The 13,782-nt window shown below is 65.0% G+C and carries 12 protein-coding genes; 5 read left to right on the top strand and 7 right to left on the bottom strand.

The genetic code is table 11. The features are described from left to right. Positions 1–7 precede the first annotated feature (7 nt). Positions 8–700 carry an oxidoreductase gene (locus JLDANKMP_RS21175; RefSeq protein WP_212562039.1) on the top strand — a complete coding sequence of 231 codons (693 nt, stop codon included), beginning with the start codon at positions 8–10 and terminating at the stop codon, positions 698–700. A gap of 2 nt (positions 701–702) precedes the next feature. Here the strand turns inward: JLDANKMP_RS21175 and JLDANKMP_RS21170 are convergent, their stop codons facing one another. From JLDANKMP_RS21170 to JLDANKMP_RS21160, 3 genes are read right to left on the bottom strand one after another with little or no spacing between them, the layout of a single operon-like run. Then, positions 703–3,102 (bottom strand): hybrid sensor histidine kinase/response regulator, encoded by a 2,400-nt coding sequence (locus tag JLDANKMP_RS21170; RefSeq protein WP_212562038.1) that lies wholly within the window; start codon positions 3,100–3,102, stop codon positions 703–705. Further along, positions 3,095–3,565, bottom strand: coding sequence for a response regulator (locus JLDANKMP_RS21165; RefSeq protein WP_005409633.1), 471 nt, complete (start codon positions 3,563–3,565; stop codon positions 3,095–3,097). Before JLDANKMP_RS21165 ends, JLDANKMP_RS21170 begins: the two co-directional genes overlap by 8 nt. After that, entirely contained in the window at positions 3,562–5,799 is a 2,238-nt protein-coding gene (locus tag JLDANKMP_RS21160) for an ATP-binding protein (RefSeq protein ID WP_212562037.1), read from the bottom strand. Before JLDANKMP_RS21160 ends, JLDANKMP_RS21165 begins: the two co-directional genes overlap by 4 nt. Before the next feature lie 251 nt (positions 5,800–6,050). Between JLDANKMP_RS21160 and JLDANKMP_RS21155 the strand changes: the two genes are divergently transcribed. Further along, complete coding sequence (locus tag JLDANKMP_RS21155) at positions 6,051–6,344, top strand: hypothetical protein (RefSeq protein WP_033835164.1); 294 nt, start codon at positions 6,051–6,053, stop codon at positions 6,342–6,344. Between the two features lie 10 nt (positions 6,345–6,354). On the opposite strand, the gene JLDANKMP_RS21150 is transcribed toward JLDANKMP_RS21155, so the two are convergent. Further along, complete coding sequence (locus JLDANKMP_RS21150) at positions 6,355–6,840, bottom strand: TspO/MBR family protein (RefSeq protein WP_212562102.1); 486 nt, start codon at positions 6,838–6,840, stop codon at positions 6,355–6,357. A gap of 87 nt (positions 6,841–6,927) precedes the next feature. Next, positions 6,928–9,123: a hypothetical protein gene (locus JLDANKMP_RS21145; RefSeq protein WP_212562036.1), complete on the bottom strand. Its 2,196-nt coding sequence runs from the start codon at positions 9,121–9,123 to the stop codon at positions 6,928–6,930. A gap of 133 nt (positions 9,124–9,256) precedes the next feature. Between JLDANKMP_RS21145 and JLDANKMP_RS21140 the strand changes: the two genes are divergently transcribed. Then, complete coding sequence (locus JLDANKMP_RS21140; RefSeq protein WP_005409638.1) at positions 9,257–9,736, top strand: GNAT family N-acetyltransferase; 480 nt, start codon at positions 9,257–9,259, stop codon at positions 9,734–9,736. A 22-nt stretch (positions 9,737–9,758) separates the two neighbouring features. Here the strand turns inward: JLDANKMP_RS21140 and JLDANKMP_RS21135 are convergent, their stop codons facing one another. Further along, entirely contained in the window at positions 9,759–10,877 is a 1,119-nt protein-coding gene (locus tag JLDANKMP_RS21135; RefSeq protein ID WP_212562035.1) for a sensor histidine kinase, read from the bottom strand. Between the two features lie 307 nt (positions 10,878–11,184). On the opposite strand from JLDANKMP_RS21135, the gene JLDANKMP_RS21130 reads away from it, so the two are divergent. Next, the gene (locus JLDANKMP_RS21130; protein ID WP_032966757.1) at positions 11,185–11,544 is read left to right on the top strand and encodes a DUF3653 domain-containing protein; all 360 of its coding nucleotides are present in this window, start codon (positions 11,185–11,187) and stop codon (positions 11,542–11,544) included. A 454-nt stretch (positions 11,545–11,998) separates the two neighbouring features. Here the strand turns inward: JLDANKMP_RS21130 and JLDANKMP_RS21125 are convergent, their stop codons facing one another. Then, on the bottom strand, positions 11,999–13,057 hold the full coding sequence (locus tag JLDANKMP_RS21125) for a DNA-binding protein (protein ID WP_014647101.1): 1,059 nt from the start codon (positions 13,055–13,057) through the stop codon (positions 11,999–12,001). 322 nt (positions 13,058–13,379) lie between these two features. Between JLDANKMP_RS21125 and JLDANKMP_RS21120 the strand changes: the two genes are divergently transcribed. Then, entirely contained in the window at positions 13,380–13,772 is a 393-nt protein-coding gene (locus JLDANKMP_RS21120; protein ID WP_080053033.1) for a hypothetical protein, read from the top strand. Positions 13,773–13,782 lie beyond the last annotated feature (10 nt).

Here is a 13,782-nt window from a genome sequence, read left to right as displayed (position 1 = left end):
GACGACGATGGTCGGGACGGGCGCATTACGGATTCTGTTGACCGGTGCCGCAGGCCTGGTCGGGCAGGGTGTGGCGTTGGCCTGCCAGCGCTCACCACAGGTGTCCCGCCTGACAGCGCTGGTCCGCCACCCGGGAAGTCTGAGCGGCGCCGGCAGCGAACTGATCGTTCCGGACTTCCTGCGCATCCAGGACCGGTCGGATGAACTGGCCGGGTTCGATGCCTGCTTCTACTGTGCCGGGGCGCCACCGGTCGGCACGGCAGAGGCCGAGTACCGACGCGTGACCCTGGACACCACCCTGGCGGTGGCCCGTGCCTGGGCGGCTGCGAATCCCGAAGGGTGCTTTCTGTATGTATCCGGTGCCGGCGCGGACCCTCGGAGCCGGCTGATGCCGTTGAGGATCAAGGGCGAGACCGAGGTCGCATTGCAGGGCCTGCCGGTGCGCACCGTGATGCTGCGCCCGGGCGGTGTCAGGCCGGTCCCGGGCACCGGCACCCGTCATGCCCTGTTGAAGCCCCTGTACTGGGGCGGTGCGCCGTTGATGAAGCTGGCCAGCGCGATTGCGCCATCGCTGATGACCAGCAATCTGGCTCTCGGTCAGGCGATGATTGCACTGGCCGGCAGGGAGCATCCGCCGGCCACGGTGGAGTGCGCGGACATCAACCGGATCGCCGCTGGCCTAGGCGACCCGGCCTCCTGAGCTCAGTGCGGCGCGGCCTCCAGCGCAGTGCGTACCGCCAGCGCCAGGTCACTTCGCGTAAACGGCTTCGGCAGCAGGGCAACCGCGCGTCCCTGGCTGCCCGCCTGATCGTGGTCACGTGGATAGCCCGACGTGAACAGGACGGCGACTTCCGGCCAGCGTTCGCGGACTTGACGGACCAGCTCCCAGCCCAACATGCCGGGCATCACCACGTCCGAGAACAGCAGGTCCACCCTGGTGTCGGGGCGCTCCAGCAACCGTAGCGCGGAGGGGCCATCGTGGGCTTCCAGCACGCGGTAGCCGAGCAGCCGCAGCGAATCCACCGTGTAGGCGCGGACATCGTCGTTGTCCTCGGCCACCAGAATGGTTTCCTCGCGCGGCGAGTAGCCGGCCAGGCCGGTCTGCGGGGTGCGTGTTTCGCGGGGCAGAGTCAGCGGCGAGCGCGGAAACATCATGGTAATGCTCGTGCCGCCGCCTTCCACCGAATCGATCAGCACGTGGCCGCCGGACTGCTTGACGAACCCATGCACCATCGACAGTCCCAGCCCGGTGCCGCGGCCGACCTGCTTGGTGGTGAAGAACGGTTCGAACACGCGGGCCAGGGTGGCCGCGTCCATGCCATGGCCGTTGTCGCGCACCCGCAACATCACGTACTGGCCTGGTGTTGCATCCGGGAACAGGGCAGCGTAGTCGTGGTCGAGGTGGCTGTTGTCGACCTCGATCACCAGCCGGCCGCCGTGTGGCATCGCATCGCGGGCATTCACCGCCAGGTTCAGTACGGAGGCCTCCAGCTGGCTGATGTCGATCTCCACGCACCAGATGTCCTCGGCGCTGCGGATCTCCAGCTGTACCAGCTCACCCAGTGCACGCTGCAGCATGTCGTGCATGTCCAGCAGGCGCTCGTGGAGGTTGGCGGCCTGGCTGTGCAGCGGCTGGCGTCGGGCAAATGCCAGCAGGCGCTGGGTCAGGCTGGCGGCACGCCCGACACCCTTCAGCGCGTTGTCCAGCGCCCGGCTGACCATCGCCCCGGCTTCGCCCGCGCGCTCATTCAGCAGCATGGCGTGCTCGACGTTGCCGGAGATGACCGTCAGGATGTTGTTGAAATCATGCGCGATGCCGCCGGTGAGCTGGCCGACCGCCTCGATCTTCTGTGATTGGCGCAGTGCATGTTCGGCCTGGAGGCGCGCCGTCGTTTCCACGGCCTCGGAGACCACGGCGGTGACCACGCCTTCGGCATCCAGCAGCGGGCGGAACGAAAAATCGAAGCTGCGCGGCCCGGTCGGGAGTTCCAGCTCCAGTGAATGCAGCGAACTCCGGCCCTGCACGGCTGCAGCGACGGCCCGATCGATCAGCACGCCGATGCCATCGGTTGTGGCGAACCAGAGCGATTCACCGAAGCGTTGGCCAACCACGTCCTTCTTGTCCGCCAGCACTGCGGCCAGTGACGCGTCATTGGCATCCACCACGCGCCCGGACAGATCCAGCAGCATCTGATGCTGGAAGCTGGATTCGAAGATCGCCTGCAGGCGCCGCTTGCTGGCGCGCAACTCGGCCGTGCGCGCCTGCACCTGCTGCTCGAGCAGCTGGTTGTCCTCGCGCAGGGCCAGCTCGGCCTGTTTCAGCTGCGAGACGTCGCTACCCAGGCAGATGTAGCCGGCCACGCTGCCGTCGGCCGCATGCTCAGGCACGCAGTCCATCTGCACGAATCGTGATTGGCCGCTGCGGTGCACCAGCTCGACCTGGAAGCTGGTGCGTTCGCCCTGCAGCACCCGTTCCAGGCTCGGCAGGGCGTGTTCGAAGGCGGAAATGCCGCTGACCTCGCGCGCTGTCCGGCCCAGCAGCTCGGCCAGGCTGAATCCATGCCAGTCCAGGAACGCCTTGTTGGCGAACCGGTAGCGATGCGCGTTGTCGAGCTGGGCGATCAGCGCGGGTACGGCATCCGTCACCTGCTGCAGCTGCGCCTGGCTCTCATTCAGCGCAGCCTGCGCATGAAGCAGCTGGTTGCGCTCATGGGCTTCCTGGCGGGCGCGGCGGATCGCATCCGGCAGGCGCTGCAGGCGCTGCTTGACCACATAATCGCGCGCGCCACGGGTCAGCGCCTGCACCGCCAGCTCTTCGGTCAGCGTGCCGGAGACGAAGATGAAAGGGGTCTGCGGAATCCGCTCGCGTGCCAGTGCGAGGGCCGCATCGCCATCGAATCCGGGCAGCACGTGGTCGGCGAGGATCACGTCGAACGCACGGCTGTCGATGGCCTCGATGAACGCGTTGCGGGTCCACAGGCGCTCGGCCTCGAATTCCAGGCCGGCACGCTGCAGCTGTGCGGTGATCAGCTCCGCATCAAGCGCGCTGTCCTCCAGCATGAGGATGCGCAGGCGCTCGCTGCGGCGCGATCCATCACGCATTGTTGTGCTGCCCCGAGCCATTGGGCCGATGCGGTGGTGGCTGGTTGGTGATGCCCCAGAACATGCCCAGCCCCTGGATGGCGTCGAAGAATTCCTTGAAGTCGACCGGCTTGACCACGAAGGCATTCACGCCCAGTTCGTAACTGCGCACGAGATCCTGTTCTTCGCGCGAGGAGGTCAACATCACCACCGGCGTGCTGCTCAGCTGCGGGTCGCCACGCACCTGTTCCAGCACCTCCAGGCCATTGACCTTGGGCAGCTTCAGGTCCAGCAGCACCACCACCGGGCCGCCGTGCATGGCGCCGGCGAACTTGCCTTCGCAGCGCAGGTAATCCAGCGCTTCGGCGCCGTCGCGTACATGGATGACATCGTTCAACAGCTGGCAGCGCGCAAGCGCGGCCATCGTCAGCTCTGCATCCTTGGGGCTGTCCTCTACCAGAAGGATCGGCCGCAGGTCCCTCATGGGTGTTCTCCTGTGAAGCGGGGTAGGGTGAAATGGATCGTGGCGCCCTTGCCGGGCTCGCCCTCGGCCCAGGTACGGCCGCCATGGCGGCCGATGATGCGGCGGACATTGGCAAGGCCGATGCCGGTGCCTTCGAACTCTTCGACGTGGTGCAGGCGCTGGAACACGCCGAACAGCTTGTCCACGTAGCGCATGTCGAAGCCGCAGCCGTTGTCGCGCACGAAGAAGTGGTCTTCGTCGTCGTTTCGCTCGTGACCAACCTCGATCACCGCGTGTTCGCGCTCGCGGGTGAACTTGATCGCGTTGGCCAGCAGGTTCTGCCATACCAGGCGCAGCATCGTCGGATCGGCCTCGACCTCCGGCAGCGGTGCGAGCGTCCACTGCACGTCGCGGCCGGCGTAGTCCAGGGCCAGGCTCCGGCGCACATCCTCGGCCAGCGCGGTCATGTCCAGCCGCACACGCCCCAGCGTGGAGCGCCCCATCTGCGAGAAGCTGAGCAGGTCATCCACCAGTGTTCCGGCGGACTTGGCCGATTCCACGATCGTGTCCAGGAATCGGCGCTCGGTATCGTTCAGGCGCTCGCCCGCAGAGCTGCCCAGCAGTTCGGAATAGCCGACAATGTGACGGAACGGAGCGCGCAGGTCGTGGCTGACCGAATAGGAGAAGGCTTCCAGTTCCTTGTTGCTGCGGAGCAGCTGCTCGTTCAGTTCGGCCATTTCCTCGGCCTTGCGCAGCACGATATCGACGATGGCCGTGCGCATCTCGTGTGCCGCGTCGCAGTCAGCGTCGCTCCACGGCAGGCTGCGCTGCTGCACGGTCTCCTTCCAGGCCTCGAACGAGTTGCGCGGGGACAGCGCCACGCCCGGTGCTGCTTCCTTGCGGGGATCGCCGCCCCAGCGCACGGTGCGCACCACTTCCGGGCGGAACCACATCAGGTAACTGTCATGCAGCTGCGAAATGGACACCGCCAGCAGGCCGCTGGCGACGTCGGCCAGGTGCGCGGCAGGCGACCAGTCGGCTGCCAGGTGATCGGTGCAGTAGGTTTCCTGGCCGGCCTGCTGCGTGGCCAGCCAGTTCGCCAGGGCCAGCACGTCGCTGGAGGAAGGGCACTGGCCAACACGCAGGCAATCGCCCTTGTGCACGATCGCCGCGCCGGCCGCGCCGGTCAGCGACAGCAGGCTGGCCTCGTCCTGGCGCAGGGCCGCCATGAAGTCCTCGTCGCCGGCCATGCGACCCAGTAGCTTGACCAGTATGGAACGACGGGCAACGCGCTCTTCGATCGCACGCGCACGCTCCTTCAACGCAATCTGCAGCGACAGGATCTGGCCCATGAACTCGCAGGCAGTGCGCACGTGGTAGGGCAGGCGGCGTGGCTGCACGGTGTGGCAGGACACCAGGCCCCACAAGCGGCCTTCATGCACCAGCGATACCGACATCGACGCGCCGGTACCCATGTTGCGCATGTAGTGCAGGTGCACCGGCGAGACGCTGCGCAGCACCGCCATGCTCAGGTCGGTGGGCGGCGCGTCGCGTTGATCCTCGGCCCGCATCAGCGGGGCCGGGGTATAGCTGTTGTCCGCGATCAGGCGTACCCGGTTGCGGCGGTAGAGTTCGCGGGCCTGTGCTGGAATGTCCGATTCGGGGAAGCGCAGGTCCAGGTAGGACGGCAACAGGCCGTTGCCATCCTCGGCCACCACGATGCCGTTCCAGCCAGCATCGAACTGGTAGACCAGGGTGCGGTCGAAGCCGGTGAGCCGGCGCATGTGCGCGGCAGCCAGCTGGCAGAGGTCTTCCACGGTGCTGGCCGACTCGATGCCGGCCATCAGCTCGCGGATGGCCGGATACAGCTCTTCCAGCGAGCCGGGCTGGCCCGGAACCGGTGCTTCCAGCTCGACCAGCAGATCGGTGGCGGAACGGTGCACCAGCAACTGATGCCGGCCGTGGCCGTCCAGATGCACGGCACCGACATGGGCACTGCTGCCGATCACGGCCTGCTGGAACAAGCCCTGGAACGGCGCCAGCACGCCGCCGAACACCTCACTGACGTGCCGCATCAACGGTTCGCCGAACTGCTGCAGCAGCCCGGGCTGGCTGATGGCGCGTTCGCGCACCTGCAGGGACTGCGGTTCAACGACCAGAAGCACACCATAGGGCTGGATCGCGCCGGGGGTGTGGATCGGTTCGCGCGCGCAACTGGACAAGGCAGTGTCGTGCGCGGACTGAGCAGAAGGCATCAAGGGCGGGACTCATCATTCGTGGATGGCTGGAAAGGCCCAGTGGTACATCCGGTACCCCTCAATGGTGAAGCAAAAGCGTGCATTCGCCTACCAGTGTATGCGTGTGAAGCGTGCTTCTGTCCAAGCTGAATTCTTCATGTAGGGACGAGGTCGAGCACTTGAGGTTTTCGCGAAGAATACATCTCCGCTGCACATCAGCTCGACAGGTCATTGCCTAGAGTGGATCCACTTCCCTGAGCGACCGCCCCGTGAACCTGCAGCCCGCGCCCCTGTCCCCGTACCGCATGCTGGCTGACAGCTGCCAGTTTGAACTGCTGGATGTGGACGCGTTGCAGGACCCGGCCAGCGGCCGGCTGCTGCACCTGTACTCGCTGGTTGCCCGCTGCCTGTCCTGCGAGACGATCTTCAAGGCCGAAGAAGGGCAGGGCCTGGTCAGCCATACTGCGGCGCGGGTGGTGCGATGCCCTACCGGCTGCGGGCAGCAGGCGTTCAAGCCGGCCCTGCTGCGGACCTGGCGCCCGCAGGCCGTTGCCCAGGCGTAAGCGGCGGAGATCACAGCAGCCCGGGATTGGCTCGCCATACCGCGAAGTTGAGCGCCGAGGCGAACGAGATCCAGGCCAGATAGGGAAGCAGCAGCGTCGCCGCAGTCGGACGGATGCGCGCAAACGCGACGATCGCTGCGCAAACCAGCGCAATCAATACAATAATGTCAGCGAAGGCCAGGGCGCCCAGCTTCCAGCCGAAGAACAGCCAGCTCCACAGCGCATTGACGGCAAGCTGCACCAGGTAGAGCATCAGCGCCGGTCGTGCCCCGCGCCAGCCGCGTTCGCGCCACACCAGCCACGCGGCAATCGCCATCATGGCGTAGAGCAGGGTCCACACCGGACCAAAGACACTGGCCGGTGGTGCCCACGGGGGAAGATCGAGGGTGGCGTAGAAGCTGGCCGCGGATGTGGACGCCCACGCGCCCAGGGCGGCCGCGACGAAGGTGATCGCCACCCATCCCAGCAGCCCGAAAACCTGCGAACTCCGCTTCATACTCCGCTTCATACCGTCCAGCATCCCTGATGCGCATGATCCCGTGTACGCGCAGAGGCCGCGAATGGATGCAGGTGTCGCGGGCCTTCAGTCTGAAGATCCGGCGGCAGACGATCCCTGGCTTGCTGGCAGCAGGGAAGGCCGTTGATCAAACCACTCGCGCGCCTTGGCCAGATGCCATTGGCGCTGATCGCCGTCCAGCTCGATGCCCGCACCCAGCAGCCCCCACCGGAGATAGAGGTCACCGCGTTTGCGCTGTTCCAGCAGATCCAGCCGCGCGCGTACCGACAGCCGATCGTTCTCGGCCTGCAGGCCATCGATGACCAGATGGCCAGGGCGCCAGCGCAGCGTCGCCTGTGCCTGTACCTGTCCGGAATCCAGCAGGGACAAGGTCCAGCGCGGATAGTCGGTGCGCTCTGCGAACAGCGCCAGCAACGGTCGCGCATCGCTGAGATCCAGGTCCGTGGTGGCATCCACCTGGAACGGAGACTGCGCATCGATACGGCCACGCTTGAAGGCGACGCGTCCTTTCCATGCCGTCGAGCCCTGCGTGTCCGCCACCTGCACGTTGCGCAGCTCGACCGTGGTACCGGACAGATCGAAATGACGCTGGTTGAAGTCACCGCGGCGCAGCGTTGCGTTCACGTCGATATCGCCGCCCATGTCCAACCCTGCCACCTTTGCGCTGGCGTTGCGCCCCAACAGCCGGGCCGTGCCATGGCCGACGCGCCCGTCGGTGTCGAGGGTCGCATCACCGCTCACGGTGCCGGTGCCACGCAGCAGCCGCACCTGCGGTGAGCCGAGGTAGCGGTTGTAGGCGGTCAGATCAGGGATGGTGGCTTCACTGAAGCGCAGCTGCGCGCGGACGCCTTTGCGCAGTTCCTGCAGGCGGCCATCGCCGGTCAGGTCCAGGGCCAGATCCCGGCCGTCGAACAGGCGCACGTCCCTGGCATCGGTTGGCCGCGCAGTGAATCGCGGCAGCCGGACGGCCAGCTGGGCCTGGCCGGGGCTGCCGGCCTTCAATTCGCCATGGGCGCTGGCCGTGCCCGCCAGGCGTACGCCGGCGACTTCGGCCACGGCCTCGGCAGCCGGGATGTCCACGGTGCTGCCTTCGATCAGTTCGCCATTGCGCAGGCGCAGATCAGCTTTCAGCGTGCCGCCGCCGTCCAGTTGCAGCCACGGCTTGCGGACGAACAGGGCAGGGATCCAGTTGAGCGAGGTGAACGTCCATTCGCCGCGCACAGTGCCAGAGCTGCGTTCCAGCAGCTGTGCGGGCTGTTGGAAGGGAATGTCCCGGCCACTGATATGCAGATCGGCATCCACCTCGCTGCCTGAGCCGGGCTTTGGCGGCAGGCGCGCCTGCAGGCGCAGGTCCTTGGCCACATTGAGCTGCAGTGCCAGCATGCCGCGATCGGGGGCGCCATCGCCCAGATGGAGCGGCAGCTGCCACAGCGCGTGGTCACCGGGCTGCAGCTGGCTATCGATCAGGTGGAGCGCCAGCTGCAGGCGCCCGGGCACGGGCGCGCTGGATATCTTCGGCGTTGTGGCATCGGTGTCCATGCGCAGGCCCTGGCTGCGGGCATCCACCTCGAGCTGGGCATGCAGCAGCTTCAACTTGGCCAGGCCGGGCGCCTGGTCCCGATAATGGCGCGGATAGCTGAAGCGCGCGGTGAGATCCATGTCGCCCAACAGCTGCACGCCGTCATAGCTGGTGTCTGCCTTGCTGAACGAGACTTCGGAATCGAACAGTTCGGATGGGCCGCCACGCAGCTGCTTCAGGAACCCCACGGTACCTTGGCCCTTGCCGATGATCAGCAGCTTGCCGAAGCGTGCGCTGCGGATGCTGTCGCTGTGGATGGCGTCGAAACGCAAGGTCCAGCCCTGGTCGCTGCGCGGCGGTGAAGGGATGGCTTCTTCGACGCGGCTGATCTCGGCGGAAACTCCGGTGGCCTGCAGCCTTGGCACCCGCACCTCGCGCTGGAACAGGGGCAGCACCGCCAATCGGGCGCTGGCGCGGTCTGCATGCAGCACGTAGACGGTGTGGTTCACGTGGCCGCGCATGTGCACGTTCCAGGCGATCACGTGGCCGGGCAACAGCGTAATGGCCGGCCCAGTGGTCATTACGAACTTGTGCGGCTTGCGGTTGGTGACCTGGTCGAACAGGGGCGTGTTGAGGAAGATGTTGCCGGCCAGCAGATACAGCAGGTAGATGCCCAGCAGGACGTAGGCCGGAACGCGCCATCGACGAAGCCGGTGCGGGATGTGCGCGGAATCAGGGGGCATCTACTGCTCAAAAGGTTGGAATTTCCTCAACTATTACGGAGCGGATGGCGGTGGCGCGTGAAGCAGCTACGGGGCCGGAGCTCGATTCTGGTAGTGTGCGGCCTGGTCATGACCACAGATCTGCAGGAGACGCATGGAGATCCGGCCCGCCCGCGCAGGCGATTTCGACGTGATGTGGGGCATGTTCAAGACGGCCATTGCGACGCAGGATGCGCTGCCCTTTGCCGGCTCTTTCGCAGTCGAGACGTTTCGCGCGCATTGGTTCCAGGCCCAGGCGCCTCATGTAGCTGTGCTGGAGGGCCGGGTGGTGGGCATGTACAAGATGGGCCCGAACTTTCCTGATCTGGGGGCGCATGTGGCCAGCGCCACGTATGTGGTGGATGCGCCGGCACAAGGGCAAGGCGTGGGCCGGGCGCTGGTGGAACACAGCCTGGAGCGGGCGAGGGCGGAAGGATTCCTGGCCATGCAGTTCAATTACGTGGTCAGTACCAACGGCCCGGCGGTGGCGCTGTACCGGAAGCTGGGGTTCGACGTGGTCGGGACGTTACCGAAGGCGTTCCGGCACGGTCAGTTGGGGTTGGTCGATGTCTTCGTGATGCACAGGTTCCTGTAGTGCCGTCGCCGGGCCGGTCGCCTCAATCAGCGTTCTTTGGGAGCGTGATGACGAATGAAGTGCGACCATCCCGCCATCGTCCATGGACCGTGCCGCGGTGCGCGTGGCAGATTTCCCGCACCAGGAACAGGCCGAGGCCCAGGCTCGCGTGTTCGCCTTGTGACGCGTTGTGCGAGCCTCTGCGCAAGGGATCGAACAGGCTGTTGAACGCTTCGTCCGATAGTTCGGTCCCGGTGTTGCTCACCGTGATCATGATCTGGTCGACGAGGCCCTCAAGGCTGATCCGCACATCGGTGCCGTGTTCGCCGTACTTTGCAGCGTTGGTCGTGAGGTTGTGAACCGCCTCGCGCAACGAAGAGGCATCGAAGCAACCGCGGGCATCGCCTTCAACCTCATACGTGATAGGGACGTGGGGCAGGGCAGCGCGAAGCAATTCGACTTCCTCGCCAAGCGATTGGGCAAGATCGCAGTCCACCGGATGAATGGCCATCCCATCGCCCAGCTTGCTGCGGCTGTAAGCCAGCAGGTCGTCGAGCAGCTTGTTCATGCGCATGCTGCCATTGATGATCCGCTCGGCCTGCCTGAACAATGCCGGATCCTGCAGCCCACTGGCCAGAGTGTCCGCCGAGAACATGACCGCTGCCAAAGGACCTCGGAGATCATGCCCGAGCGCTGCCAGGAAGATCTGCCGCCAGGATTCGACCTCGGCAGAGAACTGAGCAAGGGATTCGGCGACCGCCTGGTCGATGGCCTCATTGAAACGAAGGATGTCATCGATCGATGAAGCGATCAGCTGCTGGTCGGATGCCCATCGCCGAAGTACCGAAGCCCGGAGTGCTCGATACTCAGCCACCATCTGGTTGAGACCAAAGCCGGCGATGGCGCGGGTTCGGCCATGATAGGACGCGGCGGACTCGGGGCCGGGTTTCAACGGTGCAAGCCCGTGGGACTTTGCGAGCTGCTGGGAGGCTGTCTGCGGCGATCTGAGATCATCTACAACTGCCTGAAGAATCTGGGGAAGATGATTCCGAAGTTGCTTTGCGCTGAACTCGACAGTATCGGGTGCCTGCGTCTCGGCGAATGCCACCGCGTCTTCCAGGATTTCCCGCGCATTCCGTTCGATAAAATCAGCCAGGCGCATCGCCAAACCCGTCCTTAAGTGGTGCGTCGAGCCTACACCGGCGGGCCTGCATGCTGGGTGAGAAGGTTGGCGCCGTGGAGCCTGGTTCTGCGGGCGTTGGGAGGGTTGCTTGAAGGGGAGCAGCATGCGGCCAGGGCTGGACTGGCTGGGGTTCGTATGGGGTAGACCTCTTGGTAACATAATATACATTATGCGAAATACTGTATCGGGCGGCTGCAGCCTTCGTTGGCTCTGCATGGCAATGGCTGAGGCTCTGGCTTGGCTCTTGCCTCCCTGCTGGCTCCCCCGACAAGGATGAGATTGCAGCATGAGCAAGATCGATCCCCATGATCGCATCGACCTAACCGGCCCTTGGGCCGGTTTCGGATTCCAAGCTGGGCACATGTTCACCCCCGAAGGTCATCAGCTAGAGCCATGCGACATGACCTGGTGGTCCCTGACCTGCAACATTGCGCGGGAATGGCGACTGATGATGGCTGAGGCGGCTCCCCGGAGACCAGCTGCACGAAAAGCTTCGGCCACGGCGAAATCCAGCGTCATCTACCTAGCCGAAGCGCTCAGAATTCGCCGAGAACGAAGGTCCGGCGTGCGTGATCCCGGCCCCGGCGCCGAGACGTCCAATGTGGTCTACATGAGTCGTGGGCCGAAGCCGCGTCAGCGCGTGTAAAGCGCTTCCGTAGGGGCGCTGCCCCTACACCCCCAGTACAATGCAATCTGGACGTGATTGGGGGGCGTATGGAGCGCGAACGGCCTGAGTACCTTCCGCCGATTGAGCGGAAGCGTTGGAATTTCCCGTGGCTGATTACCGGATTTTTGACTCTGGTGAGTCTTACAACCATTGGCGTGCTTACGCTGGGTCGCACAAACAGTGCCTGGAGTGAGCGTTTTGAGGGTGTGCGGCGATCCATTGAGGCCGCTGAGCAGCCGTCGACGGCTAGGACTGAGCTGCCGACGGCCAATAGCCCGGTGCCGTCGGCGCTTCCAGAGCGTCAGCACGCACAGCCATCCCAGAATGCGCAGAATCTGCGCTGTATCAATGAGGGTCGGCAGGGATTCATGCAAAAAACAGCCGTGCAGTTGATTCATAGCGAAAGCTTGCGCTCCATCATGCCGGCCACAGGCTAGGTCTTCCGAGTCTGCCGGGATGGGACTGTCGATCGTTCCGGCGGTTCGGGCTTGTCTTCCTGTAAGCGCAATTGCGCGAGCAACTGCTCCAACGTCTCCAACCGGACCCCGGCGCGCAGCGCCTCCGCTTCAGCATGCTCGCGGCGCTCCCGTTCCTTCGCGGCATCCGTGCGGGCGCCGGTCAGTTCGGTGTGTGCGGCTTCCAAGGCCTGGAGATCTTGCGCCCACCGTGCCTGCAGGGCCTGGTGCTCCACCGCTGTCTGTCGCAATGCGTCCAATTGCTGTTGCTGGGCTTGCGCCGCTTGGCGGGTTTGCGTCAATTCCCGTTCCAGGCGGCCGTGCCGTTCGAGCCACTGACTGTTGTCGCGGTTCAGTTGCAGCAGCTCGTGGTTTTTGGCGGTCAGGGCCTCATTGGCCTGACGCAGGGCGACCTGCAGTTCCTGGACCTGGTGTTCGTGCCGGCGCTGTTCCTGGTCACGCTGCTCCTTGACCGAGGTTCGGTAGTGTTCCAGCGCCTCGCGGGCATGCTGGTGCTTTTCCTCCAATGATCGGGCGTGGGCCTCGTGCTCGGCCAGGCGCGTGGTCAGGCCGGCGATGCGCTCTTCCAGTTGGCGGATCGTCATGGTGGCATCGGCCAGTGCCGTTTGCGTCGTCGTGTGCTCGCTCTTTTCCGCCTGCAACGCGGTCTCGGTGCGCTGCAACTGGGCGCTCAACGCGGCGCCTTCCTGCCGCTGGTGTTCTAAGGCCTGGCTGCGTTCCTGCAACTGGGCCTCGAAGCCCTGACGCGCCTCGGTCACCACCGTATCGGCCTCCTCCTGCAGGCGTCCGGCCAGCCGGCCGACCAGATCCTGCAACGCCTCGCTGACCGCGACCTTGGCCCCCGGGCCTTGGCCCTCTTCTTCTTCCAGTTCCTTGAGGTGGCGGTGGATCGTGGTTTTGGAGCCCGTGTTGCCCAGTGCCACCCGCACGGCGTCGACCGAGGGGTGCTTGCCCTGCGCCCGCAGGGCGTCACGGGCCTTCTGGATATCGCTCTTGTACAAGCCGCCACGTGCCATGATCCTCTCCGGACGATTTCGTAATGTATTACATACCACGTAATTACATACTATTTCAAGATCAGAACTAGCCTTAGATTGCAATAAAAATCAGGCGGGATAATGGCGGATTATCCCGCCTGACCCCTCGCAAGTGGTACTTAGTGGCCGCCAAGTAGTACGAAATGGCCTGCGCCGGGAACTTTCGGGATTCGGTGCGCTTCCAAGCGAACAGTCCGCAGTACACTTGCTTGGCGATGCCCCAGTCCTCGGCCCCTCTCACGCGAAGTCTGTCCGTGGTGCCCTCTGGCCACGGGGTCGCGTTGTATTGCGAGAAATGGCCATGAAACTGCGTGCGCTCCGGACTCGATCACTCCGTCTGCGCTTTGCTTGGCTGGCGTTGCTTGCGCTGCTGTTCCAGCAGGTTGCGCTGGCCGCCTACGCGTGCCCGATCGCCGAGACGCCGCCGGAGCCGAAGATGATGATGGCCGGCTGCGAAGGCATGGAGATGCCAGACCCGGCCGCACCAGTGCTGTGCGACCAGCACTGTCAGCGCGATCATGTCGCCCAACCTGACCTTAAAACCCCGCAGGTCCCGCCGCTGGCATTGCCGGCGCGTCACTTCACCCTGACCGAGACACTACTGCCGCCGTTGCAGGCCCAGTACTACGAAGACGTGCCCACCTGCCAGTCCGATCCACCGCCGGCGCAGCGCTTCTGTAGCTTGCAGATCTAGCCCCCGACCG

This window comes from Stenotrophomonas sp. PE591, from assembly GCF_018320795.1.
Lineage (GTDB): Bacteria > Pseudomonadota > Gammaproteobacteria > Xanthomonadales > Xanthomonadaceae > Stenotrophomonas > Stenotrophomonas maltophilia.
This window is presented reverse-complemented; position numbering and strand designations above follow the sequence as displayed.

What these genes read in the sequence shown, in the direction of transcription:
- JLDANKMP_RS21140 (WP_005409638.1), top strand. Translation starts at nt 9,257, where the DNA reads ATGGAGATCCGGCCCGCCCGCGCAGGCGATTTCGACGTGATGTGGGGC.
- JLDANKMP_RS21160 (WP_212562037.1), bottom strand. Translation starts at nt 5,799, where the DNA reads ATGCCTTCTGCTCAGTCCGCGCACGACACTGCCTTGTCCAGTTGCGCG.
- JLDANKMP_RS21170 (WP_212562038.1), bottom strand. Translation starts at nt 3,102, where the DNA reads ATGCGTGATGGATCGCGCCGCAGCGAGCGCCTGCGCATCCTCATGCTG.
- JLDANKMP_RS21135 (WP_212562035.1), bottom strand. Translation starts at nt 10,877, where the DNA reads ATGCGCCTGGCTGATTTTATCGAACGGAATGCGCGGGAAATCCTGGAA.
- JLDANKMP_RS21130 (WP_032966757.1), top strand. Translation starts at nt 11,185, where the DNA reads ATGAGCAAGATCGATCCCCATGATCGCATCGACCTAACCGGCCCTTGG.
- JLDANKMP_RS21145 (WP_212562036.1), bottom strand. Translation starts at nt 9,123, where the DNA reads ATGCCCCCTGATTCCGCGCACATCCCGCACCGGCTTCGTCGATGGCGC.
- JLDANKMP_RS21175 (WP_212562039.1), top strand. Translation starts at nt 8, where the DNA reads ATGGTCGGGACGGGCGCATTACGGATTCTGTTGACCGGTGCCGCAGGC.
- JLDANKMP_RS21165 (WP_005409633.1), bottom strand. Translation starts at nt 3,565, where the DNA reads ATGAGGGACCTGCGGCCGATCCTTCTGGTAGAGGACAGCCCCAAGGAT.
- JLDANKMP_RS21120 (WP_080053033.1), top strand. Translation starts at nt 13,380, where the DNA reads ATGAAACTGCGTGCGCTCCGGACTCGATCACTCCGTCTGCGCTTTGCT.
- JLDANKMP_RS21150 (WP_212562102.1), bottom strand. Translation starts at nt 6,840, where the DNA reads ATGAAGCGGAGTTCGCAGGTTTTCGGGCTGCTGGGATGGGTGGCGATC.
- JLDANKMP_RS21125 (WP_014647101.1), bottom strand. Translation starts at nt 13,057, where the DNA reads ATGGCACGTGGCGGCTTGTACAAGAGCGATATCCAGAAGGCCCGTGAC.